Origin of the sequence: Nocardia sp. NPDC057455 (assembly GCF_042802775.1) — a bacterium.
In the GTDB taxonomy this organism is placed as follows: Bacteria; Actinomycetota; Actinomycetes; order Mycobacteriales; family Mycobacteriaceae; genus Nocardia.
This window is the reverse complement of record NZ_JBHVDM010000090.1, coordinates 17,704-27,737: the sequence shown is the minus strand read 5'-3', so window position 1 is coordinate 27,737 and position 10,034 is coordinate 17,704. Positions and strand designations below refer to the sequence as shown.

9 protein-coding genes are annotated in these 10,034 nt (G+C 69.3%); 6 read left to right on the top strand and 3 right to left on the bottom strand.

The genetic code is table 11. The features are described 5' to 3' along the window. Positions 1 to 56: 56 nt before the first annotated feature. Positions 57 to 914, bottom strand: a complete 858-nt coding sequence (panB, locus tag ACFU5M_RS27810) for a 3-methyl-2-oxobutanoate hydroxymethyltransferase (RefSeq protein WP_379053848.1) — start codon at positions 912 to 914, stop codon at positions 57 to 59. 182 nt (positions 915 to 1,096) lie between these two features. Between panB and ACFU5M_RS27805 the strand changes: the two genes are divergently transcribed. The 3 genes from ACFU5M_RS27805 (at position 1,097) to ACFU5M_RS27795 (ending at position 7,212) form a co-directional block, all read left to right on the top strand. Further along, on the top strand, positions 1,097 to 2,641 hold the full coding sequence (locus ACFU5M_RS27805; protein WP_379053847.1) for an alpha/beta hydrolase: 1,545 nt from the start codon (positions 1,097 to 1,099) through the stop codon (positions 2,639 to 2,641). Between the two features lie 163 nt (positions 2,642 to 2,804). Then, the gene (locus ACFU5M_RS27800; protein ID WP_379053846.1) at positions 2,805 to 4,142 is read left to right on the top strand and encodes a glutamine synthetase family protein; all 1,338 of its coding nucleotides are present in this window, start codon (positions 2,805 to 2,807) and stop codon (positions 4,140 to 4,142) included. A gap of 58 nt (positions 4,143 to 4,200) precedes the next feature. After that, positions 4,201 to 7,212 carry a bifunctional [glutamine synthetase] adenylyltransferase/[glutamine synthetase]-adenylyl-L-tyrosine phosphorylase gene (locus tag ACFU5M_RS27795; protein ID WP_379053845.1) on the top strand — a complete coding sequence of 1,004 codons (3,012 nt, stop codon included), beginning with the start codon at positions 4,201 to 4,203 and terminating at the stop codon, positions 7,210 to 7,212. 39 nt (positions 7,213 to 7,251) lie between these two features. Here ACFU5M_RS27795 and ACFU5M_RS27790 read toward each other — a convergent pair whose 3' ends face one another. After that, complete coding sequence (locus ACFU5M_RS27790; RefSeq protein WP_379053844.1) at positions 7,252 to 7,587, bottom strand: winged helix-turn-helix transcriptional regulator; 336 nt, start codon at positions 7,585 to 7,587, stop codon at positions 7,252 to 7,254. 64 nt (positions 7,588 to 7,651) lie between these two features. Between ACFU5M_RS27790 and ACFU5M_RS27785 the strand changes: the two genes are divergently transcribed. Both ACFU5M_RS27785 and ACFU5M_RS27780 read left to right on the top strand, forming a co-directional pair. Continuing rightward, on the top strand, positions 7,652 to 8,020 hold the full coding sequence (locus ACFU5M_RS27785) for a hypothetical protein (protein ID WP_379053843.1): 369 nt from the start codon (positions 7,652 to 7,654) through the stop codon (positions 8,018 to 8,020). 2 nt (positions 8,021 to 8,022) lie between these two features. Continuing rightward, positions 8,023 to 8,670, top strand: coding sequence for a cysteine hydrolase (locus ACFU5M_RS27780; protein ID WP_379053849.1), 648 nt, complete (start codon positions 8,023 to 8,025; stop codon positions 8,668 to 8,670). 129 nt (positions 8,671 to 8,799) lie between these two features. Here ACFU5M_RS27780 and ACFU5M_RS27775 read toward each other — a convergent pair whose 3' ends face one another. Beyond that, complete coding sequence (locus ACFU5M_RS27775; protein WP_379053842.1) at positions 8,800 to 9,186, bottom strand: hypothetical protein; 387 nt, start codon at positions 9,184 to 9,186, stop codon at positions 8,800 to 8,802. Between the two features lie 124 nt (positions 9,187 to 9,310). On the opposite strand from ACFU5M_RS27775, the gene ACFU5M_RS27770 reads away from it, so the two are divergent. Further along, complete coding sequence (locus ACFU5M_RS27770; protein ID WP_379053841.1) at positions 9,311 to 10,003, top strand: class I SAM-dependent methyltransferase; 693 nt, start codon at positions 9,311 to 9,313, stop codon at positions 10,001 to 10,003. Positions 10,004 to 10,034 lie beyond the last annotated feature (31 nt).

The window sequence follows — 10,034 nt, the reverse complement described above, 5'->3', positions numbered from 1 at the left end:
AGACAGCGTGCGGGGTGCGCGCGCTGCCCGGCCGGTCGTCGCCCGGGAATCGCCGGTCAGAAGCTGTGTTCCGGCCCGGGGAAACTGCCCCGGCGCACTTCGTCGGCGTAGGCCGCGGCGGCGGCGCGCAATTCGTCACCGACGTTGCCGAAACGCTTGACGAACTTCGCGGTCTTACCGCTGGTGTAGCCGGCCATGTCCTGCCAGACCAGCACCTGCGCGTCGGTGTCCGCGCCCGCGCCGATGCCGACGGTCGGAATGGTCAGTTTGCGGGTGACCTGCCCCGCCAGCTCGGCCGGGACCATCTCCATGACCACGGAGAACGCGCCTGCCTCTTGGACCGCGATGGCATCGGCGATCAGTTGCTCGGCGCCGTCGCCGCGGCCTTGCACCCGGAATCCGCCCAGCGTGTTCACGCTCTGCGGGGTGAAGCCGATGTGCGCCATGACCGGGATGCCCGCCGAGGTGATCAGCGCGATCTGCTCGGCGACCCGTTCGCCGCCCTCCAGCTTCACCGCGTGCGCACCGCCCTCCTTCATGAACCGGGTAGCGGTGGCCAGCGCCTGCTGCGGAGCGGACTCGTAGGTGCCGAACGGCAAATCGGCCACCACCAGCGCGTGCGGCGCGCCGCGCACCACGCCGCGCACGAGCGGGATGAGCTCGTCCACGGTGATCGGCACGGTGGTGTCGTAGCCGTACACGACATTGGCCGCGGAGTCGCCGACCAGCAGCACGGGAATGCCTGCTTCTTCGAACAGCCGCGCCGAGGAATAGTCGTAGGCGGTCAGCATCGCCCAGCGTTCGCCGTCGGCTTTCATCTGCTGCAGGTGGTGTACCCGGGTCTTGCGCACGACCTTCTCGGTCTTGTCGGGCACCGCACCGTAGGCAGGGGTTTCCGAATCGGATACGGACATCATCGTCCCTTTCGTCTGTGTCGCCTCGGGGCCCGTCCGGGTCCCCGGGATTGTTTGACGAGAATCAGTGTGCCACTCGCCACCGAGGCGGATTAAGGCCGATGACCGGTGCAATTGGTCACAGCGCCGGTTGGGTTCGCCCGGGACGGTGCCCGCGTTGGCTCGATGGCAATATCGAGGGCATGTCGACGGTGCGAAGTGGGCGCGGTGCGTTCCCGGTGGTGGTGCTGGCCTCGTTCGCTGTCCTGGTTTCGGGGTGCGCCGTCACCCGCACCGAATCGGGGCAGTCGACGACGGCGCCGCCCACCGGCCTGGAGAAGTTCTACGGCCAGACGGTGCGGTGGGGCGACTGCACCGGGTTCGGCGGCCCGGACGACCGCCTCCCGCCGAGCACCGAGTGCGCGCGGATCACGGTGCCGGTGGACTACGCCGCGCCCGGTGGACCGACCGCGCAGATCGCGGTCTCCCGGATCCAGGCGACCGGGCGGCGGGTCGGTTCGCTGGTGATGAACCCGGGCGGACCAGGGGAGTCCGGCCTCGGGCTGTCGTCGCTGGGTAACAAGACGGAGTTGGCCGAGCGCTTCGACCGGGTCGGTTTCGACCCGCGCGGTGTCGGCTCCTCCACTCCCGTGATCGTCTGCCAGACACCGCAGGAGCAGGACGCCGAGCGCGCCGAGCCGGAGGAGGACTACACCCCGTCCGGCATCGCCGACGCGGAGGCAGACAACCGCCGGTACGCCGACCGTTGCGCCGAGCGCACCGGGAAGGACTTCCTCGCCCATGTCGGCACCCGCGAGGTCGTGCAGGACCTCGACGTCCTGCGTGCCGCGCTGGGTGACGCGAAGCTGACCTACGTGGGGTACTCCTACGGCACGAAGATCGGTTCGGCGTACGCGGAGAAGTTCCCCGACCGCGTGCGCGCCATGGTGCTGGATGGCGCCATCGACTCCTCGCAGGACCCGGTGCAGGAGTCGCTGCGCCAGGCCGCGGGCTTCCAGAAGGTGTTCGACGCCTACGCCGCGGACTGCGCGCAGCAGTCGGATTGCCCGCTCGGCGCCGATCCGGCGCAGGCGGTGCCGCGGTTCCGCGCGCTGGTGAACCCGCTGTGGGACCGGCCTGCGCAGACCACCGATCCGCGCGGGCTGACCTACGGCGACGCGCTCACCGGCGTGCGCCAGGCGCTGTACACCGACGAGTTGTGGAAGGTGCTCACGCTGGGGCTGTCGGAGTTGCGCGACGGGCGCGGCGATACGTTGCTGGCGCTGGCCGATCTGTACGACGGCCGCCGCGACGACGGCAGCTACGCCAACACCACCGACGCGTTCAACGCGATTCGCTGCGTGGACGATCCGCGCATCACCGATCGCGAGGTCACCGGGCGCCAGGACGCGGAATATCGCAAAGCGGCCCCGTTCCTGGACGACGGCCACGCGACCGGTGCGGCGCCGCTGGAGCTGTGCACCGCTTGGCCGGTGCCGAACACGAGCGAACCGCATCGCGTGTCCGTGACCGGGCTGCCGAAGACGGTGGTGGTCTCGACGACCGAGGACCCGGCGACGCCGTACCAGGCCGGAGTCGACCTGGCCGCGCAGCTGGGCGCCGCGCTGATCACCTACCGGGGCAACCGGCACACGGTGGCGCTGGCGGGCGGGGTGCCCTGTGTGGACGACGCGGTCATCGCCTATCTGATCGATTCGACCGAGCCCGCCGCCGGTCTCACCTGCTGAGCCGGGCGGGCGGTTTGCCGATCGGTGACACCGCCCGGCCCGGTCCGGAAAATTCTCACAAACCGGACGATACGACTGTGCGGAATCTTCCGAAAAAACCAGCTCAGAAATCTCGAGCGTGTATGTAACACAGATTTAACGCCGGATGCTTACGCTCGCGGGCATGGATCGCCAGAAGGAATTCGTGCTGCGGACGCTCGAAGAGCGGGACATCCGCTTCGTACGTCTCTGGTTCACCGACGTCTTGGGCTACCTGAAGTCCGTCGCGATCGCACCCGCCGAGCTGGAAGGCGCCTTCGAAGAAGGTATCGGCTTCGACGGCTCGGCCATCGAGGGCTTCGCCCGGGTCTCCGAGGCCGACATGGTCGCCCGGCCGGATCCGTCGACCTTCCAGGTGCTGCCGTGGGCCACCAGCAAGGGCCACCAGCACTCCGCACGCATGTTCTGCGACATCACCATGCCGGAGGGCTCGCCGTCCTGGGCCGACCCGCGCCATGTGCTGCGCCGCCAGCTGAACAAGGCGGGCGACGTCGGCTTCAGCTGCTACGTGCACCCCGAGATCGAGTTCTTCCTGCTGGAGAACGGCCCCCAGGGCAGCCCGCCGGTTCCCGCCGACAGCGGCGGCTTCTTCGACCAGGCCGTGCACGATTCGGCGCCGAACTTCCGTCGCCACGCCATCGACGCGCTCGAGTCCATGGGCATCTCCGTGGAGTTCAGCCATCACGAGGGCGCGCCGGGCCAGCAGGAGATCGACCTGCGCTACGCCGACGCGCTGTCCATGGCCGACAACGTGATGACCTTCCGCTACCTGATCAAGGAAGTGGCCATCGACGAGGGCGTGCGCGCGACCTTCATGCCCAAGCCGTTCGCCCAGTACCCGGGTTCGGCGATGCACACGCACATGAGCCTGTTCGAGGGCGAGACCAACGCCTTCCACGACCCCGACGACCCGATGAACCTGTCGGAGACGGCGCGCGCGTTCATCGCGGGCATCCTCGAGCACGCGCCGGAGATCAGCGCGGTCACCAACCAGTGGGTGAACTCCTACAAGCGCCTCATCCACGGCGGCGAGGCCCCCACCGCGGCCTCGTGGGGCCGGTCCAATCGCTCGGCCCTGGTGCGCGTGCCGATGTACACGCCGAACAAGTCGTCCTCGCGCCGCGTCGAGATCCGCAGCCCCGATTCCGCGTGCAACCCCTACCTGACCTTCGCCGTGCTGCTCGCGGCCGGTTTGCGTGGCATCGAGAAGGGCTACACGCTGCCGCCGGAGGCGGAGGACGACGTGTTCGCGTTGACCGTCGCGGAGCGGCGCGCGATGGGCTTCCGCGAGCTGCCGGGCACGCTGGACGAGGCGCTGCAGGCGATGGAGCGCTCCGAACTGGTCGCCGAGACCCTCGGCGAGCACGTGTTCGACTTCTTCCTGCGCAACAAGCGCCGGGAGTGGGCGGATTACCGCAGCCAGGTCACGCCGTTCGAGCTCAAGGAATACCTGGGGTTGTAATCCGGGCGTTGTCCCGGGGCGGGCGTGCCCCCGGTCGCGGCCCTGTAATTTGAGAACCATGGTCCGGCCCCCGTCTGCGCGCTCCGCCGTCCCCGGTGTCGGTCGGCTCGGATTGCTCGAGCCCTCCGCCGCCGCATCGCTGCGCGAACTGGGCTGGGACAACGTCGAGAGCATTCCCGTGCTGTGGGCACTGTCCCGCGCGCCGGACGCCGACCTGGCGTTGAGCACGCTCATGCGGTTGCGGGAGAGCGCCGCAGACGGCTGGGACGCCATTGATTCGGCGATCCGCACGGATACCTCGCTGCGGGGCAGGCTGTTCGCGCTGCTCGGCTCGTCCAGCGCGCTGGGCGATCATCTCGTGGCTGTGCCGTCGGCCTGGGAGGGCCTGCGCCGCAAGGAGTTACCTGACCGCGACGAGTTGATCGCCGATCTGCTCGCGGTGGTCGAGGCCGAACCGGAGCGAGGGCCGAACGCCGCCCCCATGCTGTTGCGCGCCGGACTCTCGGGACCCGACGTGGTGGCGTCGCTGCGCAAGCGGTACCGGGACCAGTTGATGCTGCTGGCCGCGCTGGATCTGGCGGCCACGGTGGAGAACGAGCCCGTGCTGCCCTACCAGGTGGTCGGCCGTCAGCTCACCGACCTGGCCGACGCCGCCCTGACCGCGGCGCTGGCGGTCGCGGTGGCGCGGGTCTGCAAGGACGAGCCGGTGCCGGTGCGGTTGGGCGTGATCGCGATGGGCAAGTGCGGCGCGCGCGAGCTGAACTATGTCAGCGACGTCGACGTGGTTTTCGTCGCCGAGCCCGCCGACGCCACCGCGACACGCTTGGCCGCGGAGATGATGAGCGTCGCCGGCCAGGCGTTCTTCGAGGTCGACGCGGCGCTGCGCCCGGAGGGCAAAGCCGGTGCGCTGGTGCGGACGCTGGACGCGCACATCGCCTACTACAAGCGGTGGGCCCGGACCTGGGAGTTCCAGGCGCTGTTGAAGAACCGCCCGGCGACCGGTGATCTCGCGCTCGGCGAACAGTACCGCGCCGCGCTGATGCCGATGGTGTGGTCGGCGTCGGAGCGTCCCGATTTCGTCGCCGATGTCCAGGCGATGCGCCGCCGCGTGGAAGATCTGGTACCCGCCGACCTGCGCGAACGCGAGCTCAAGCTCGGGCACGGCAGTCTCCGGGACGTCGAATTCGCCGTGCAGTTACTGCAGTTGGTGCACGGGCGGGTGGACGAGACGCTGCACGTGCAGGGCACCGTCGAGGCGCTGACCGCGTTGGCCTCCGGCGGGTACGTCGGTCGCGACGACGCGGCCAATCTCACCGCGTCGTACGAATTCCTGCGGCTGCTCGAACACCGGCTCCAGCTCCAGCGGCTGCGTCGCACCCACACGCTGCCCGCCGCCGACGACGAGGAGGGTATGCGCTGGCTGGCCCGCGCGGCGCACATCCGGCCCGATGGCAGGCAGGACGCGGTGGGTGTGCTGGACAGTGAGATCCGCCGGAACGCGGTGCGGGTCCGGCGACTACACGCCAAGCTGTTCTACCGGCCGCTGCTGGAATCGGTGGCGCGCCTCGACTCCGACGCGCTGCGCCTGAGCCCCGCGGCCGCCATCCGGCAGCTGGCCGCGCTCGGTTACGCGGCACCCGAGCACGCCCTCGGTCACCTCAAGGCCCTGACCGGTGGCGTGTCCCGCAAAGGACGCATTCAAGCCCTGCTGCTGCCGACGCTGCTCGAATGGCTCGGCGACACACCGAATCCCGATGCGGGCCTGCTGGCCTACCGCCGCGTCTCGGAGGGGCTGGCCGACCAGATCTGGTTCCTGCGTGAACTGCGCGACGAGGGGGCGATCGCGCAGCGGCTCATGATCGTGCTCGGCTCCTCGGAGTACCTACCCGATCTGCTGATCAACGCGCCCGAGACGATCCGGATGTACGCGGACGGGCCCGGCGGTCCGCTGCTGCTCGGCCCGCAGCCCGACGAGGTGGCCCGCGGCATCCTCACCGCCGCCGCTCGCTACGAGGACCCGAAACGCGCCGTGGCCGCGGCGCGTTCGCTGCGCAGGCACGAACTCGCGCGGGTGGCGTCGGCCGACCTGCTCGGGATGCTCGAAGTGCCGCAGGTCTGCCGGGCGTTGTCGTCGGTATGGGTCGCGGTGCTCGAGACGTCGTTGCGCGCGGTGATCCGGGCGAGTGAGGCGGAGCGCGGTGCGCCCGCGCCCGCCGACATCGCGGTGATCGGCATGGGGCGGCTCGGTGGCATGGAACTCGGCTACGGCTCGGACGCGGACGTGCTGTTCGTCTGCGCCCCGCGGCCGGGCGAGGACGAGACCAAGGCCGTGAAATGGTCCATCGGGGTGGCCGACCGGGTGCAGCAGTTGCTCGGTGCGCCGAGCACCGACCCGCCCCTGCACGTGGACGCCGGGTTGCGTCCGGAGGGGCGCAACGGCGCGCTGGTGCGCACGCTGGCCGCCTACGCCGCGTACTACGAGCAGTGGGCGCAGCCCTGGGAGGTGCAGGCGTTGCTGCGCGCCAACCAGGTCGCCGGTGACGAGGAACTCGGGGTGCGCTTCCTGCACGTCATCGACAAGGTGCGGTACCCGGCGGGTGGCGTTTCGGCCGAGGCGGTGCGCGAGATCCGGCGGATCAAGGCCAGGGTGGACGCCGAGCGGCTGCCCCGCGGCGCCGATCCGGCCACGCACACCAAGCTGGGACGCGGGGGGCTGGCCGACATCGAGTGGACCGTCCAGCTGGTGCAGCTGCGCCACGCCCACGAGGTGCCCGGCCTGCACAACACCTCCACGCTGGAAGCGCTGGACGTGATCGAGCAGACCGGCCTTCTGGACGGGGAGGATGTGGCACTGCTGCGCGACGCGTGGCTGACCGCCACCAACGCCCGCAACGCCTTGGTGCTGGTGCGCGGCAAGCCGACCGACCAGCTCCCGGGTCCGGGCCGCCTCCTATCGGCCGTCGCACGCGTGGCGGGGTGGCCCAACGACGACGGCAGCGAATTCCTCGATCACTACATGCGCGTCACCCGGCGCGCCAAAGCCGTCGTCGAACGTGTCTTCGGCGCGTGACCGTTCCCGCGCCTCGCACAGGCGGGTCCGCGACCGAATTCACGAACCGAGGGTGAGGCCGGTGCGGGCCGCACGCTGTTCGCCCCAGTCGTAGAGGGCGGTGAGGACGGGCACCAGAGTGCGGCCTTCGTCGGTGAGGGTGTATTCGACCTGCGGCGGCACCGTGTCGAAGACGGTGCGCCGGACCAGGCCGTCGGTTTCCAGCTCGCGCAATTGCTGGACCAGCATCTTCTCGCTGGTCGTCGGCATCCGCCTGCGCAGCTCGCCGTAGCGGTGCACCCCCTCCTTCAGGTGGGCGAGGATCACCGGCTTCCACTTGCCGCCGATCAGGTCGACGGTCACCTCCACGGCGCAGTTGTAGCGCTTGTCGGGCACCTGTCCTCCGGGTACTCACTGAAAAGTGCGTTCTTGTAACACTGTAATCATCACGGTTCCATGAATGCCGTTCATATCGACCACCGCAGACATGGAGCGAAAACCGATGAAGGTCATCGTGTTCGACCGATTCAAGCCCGGCGTCACGCTGGAGACGATCAACCCCTATCTTCCCGAGGAGGTCGCCAATGTGTGGCGGCTGTGGAAGGCGGGCATCGTGCGGGAGAACTACGCCCGCGCCGACGAGCCCGGGGTGGTCATCGTGTTCGAAGTCGACAGCGTCGAGGACGCGCAGAAATACGTCGCGGACTTCCCGCTCACCAAGGCCGGGTATCTGGAGTGGACCTTCGTCCCGGTGCAGGCGCCGCTGCCACTCGAGGCGCTGATGGACCCGCGCGTCGACGTCGCCGAGCCCTACGACCGGACCGCGTGAGCATGCGCGACGCCTTCGGCCTGAGCATCCCGCAAACCGTGGCCGAGGCCTGCGATCCCGCGCGGATGGCCCTGCTCATCTACGACATGCAGGTCGGCATCGTGCGGCAGATCCCGGAGGGCCAGCAGATCGTGCGCGCGTGCGTGCGGTTGCGCGACGCCGCGCGAGCGGGTGGTTTCCGGGTGTTCTACACCCGGCACATGTCGCTGCCGGTCGCGGCGTCGGGCGTCGCCCAGCTGCGCACCGCGATGTCCTGGCAGCGGGTGGACGACCCGGCCGACCTGCGCTCCAGCTTCCCGCAGGGCTCGCCGCAGTTCCAGTTGGTACCCGAGTTGACGCCCGGCCCGGACGAGGTGGTGTTCGACAAGATCACCATGTCGGCGTTCGCGGCGACCCCGCTGGACTTCGCGCTGCGCGACTGTGGCATCGATACCTACGCCGTGGCGGGCATCGCCATGGAAGTGGGCATCGAGCCGACTGTGCGGCACAGCCTGGATCTGGGCTATCTGCCGGTCATCGTCCCCGACGCCTGCGGGGCGGGTCACCCGGAGGCCGCCGAAAGGTCTTACGCCACGTTGGAATTCACCGGCGGATCGCTGTCGGCCGACACGGTGACGCTGAGCGGGTTGATGAGCCGGTGCGCACCGTGATGCTTTCCACGCGGCGCCGTTCGTCCAGTGTTCCTCGGCCATGGCCGCCGTCATCGGGAAGCTCGGACACGCCGCGCCGGTATACCGCCGCGCCACGCACGTAGCACGCTGATGAACGGTCGATGATGGTCAGGAGGGCCGCGATCCGCGCCGGGTAGCGGTCCTCCGGCCGATGCTTCGCAGTCGGAACGCGCGCTTACGGAACGAATCCGGGGCATCGGCTACCCGGGTCGCCGACTGTGTTGCCGCATTATCGGTCGACGTTCGGAAGCGATCGACGAACTGGCGTATGGCCAGCCGGTCTTCGTCGCCGAGCCCGTTCGTGGCCGTGACGGTGACCGTGGTGCCGAAGTCGATCCGCAGGACGTCCCAGGCCACCGCCAAGACCGGTGCGTGCACGCTGCGCCCGTTACTGCTGATCGTGAGGTACGAACGAGATATGCCCGCGATCCAGGCCAGGTCTTCGGCGATCTCGGCCGTGAGCGGCCCCGCCGCGCGAAACTCCTCGACGTACATTCTTCGCCCTCACCACGTCGCCACCAGTCATCGGCCAGTGTAGGAGCACCGAGGCTTCGAGCGAAGGACGCGCGTCGCGGGCAGGATCCCCGACATGGGTCAGATGTCCTGATATTCGTTTGCTATGACGACACCGGACGATCTCGATTTCGATGCCATCTATCGAGGCACAGGCGGCCCGTTCGGGCCGGGCGTCAAACCGCCGTGGAGCATCGGGGAACCCCAGCCCGAGCTCGCCGCCCTGATCGAGCAGGGCCGATTCCACGGCGACGTGCTCGACGTCGGATGCGGGGAGGCGGCGATTTCGATGTATCTGGCCGAGCGGGGCTACCCGACCGTCGGACTGGATCTGTCGCCGACCGCGATCGAGCTGGCCCGCGCCGAAGCGGCCCGGCGCGGCTTGACCAACGCCTCGTTCGAGGTCGCCGACATCACCTCGTTCACCGGTTACGACGGCCGCTTCGGCACCATCGTCGACAGCACGCTGTTCCATTCGATCCCGGCCGAGTCGCGCGACGGTTACCAGCAGTCGATCGTGCGCGCTGCCGCGCCGGACGCGTCGTACTTCGCCCTCGTCTTCGACCGGGCCGCCCTGCCGGAGGTATCCCAACCGGGACCGTCGCCGGTCACCGCGGACGAGCTGCGGGAGGTGGTATCGAAGTATTGGACCGTCGATGAGATCAAGCCGGCGCGAATCCACGGCAACCTGCCTGCGGCGTCGTCCGAGGACCCCCGCTTCCGGTTCGAGGGAATACGAGACGAGCCCGATGGCCGCAAGTCGGTTCCGGCCTGGCTGCTCGCGGCCCATCGGAGCTGACTCCACACACTCGCCACACCAGAACTACACC

Excerpts from the sequence above, each read along its gene's own strand:
- panB (WP_379053848.1), bottom strand. The coding sequence starts at position 914 with ATGTCCGTATCCGATTCGGAAACCCCTGCCTACGGTGCGGTGCCCGAC.
- ACFU5M_RS27805 (WP_379053847.1), top strand. The coding sequence starts at position 1,097 with ATGTCGACGGTGCGAAGTGGGCGCGGTGCGTTCCCGGTGGTGGTGCTG.
- ACFU5M_RS27800 (WP_379053846.1), top strand. The coding sequence starts at position 2,805 with ATGGATCGCCAGAAGGAATTCGTGCTGCGGACGCTCGAAGAGCGGGAC.
- ACFU5M_RS27795 (WP_379053845.1), top strand. The coding sequence starts at position 4,201 with ATGGTCCGGCCCCCGTCTGCGCGCTCCGCCGTCCCCGGTGTCGGTCGG.
- ACFU5M_RS27785 (WP_379053843.1), top strand. The coding sequence starts at position 7,652 with ATGCCGTTCATATCGACCACCGCAGACATGGAGCGAAAACCGATGAAG.
- ACFU5M_RS27780 (WP_379053849.1), top strand. The coding sequence starts at position 8,023 with ATGCGCGACGCCTTCGGCCTGAGCATCCCGCAAACCGTGGCCGAGGCC.
- ACFU5M_RS27775 (WP_379053842.1), bottom strand. The coding sequence starts at position 9,186 with ATGTACGTCGAGGAGTTTCGCGCGGCGGGGCCGCTCACGGCCGAGATC.
- ACFU5M_RS27770 (WP_379053841.1), top strand. The coding sequence starts at position 9,311 with ATGACGACACCGGACGATCTCGATTTCGATGCCATCTATCGAGGCACA.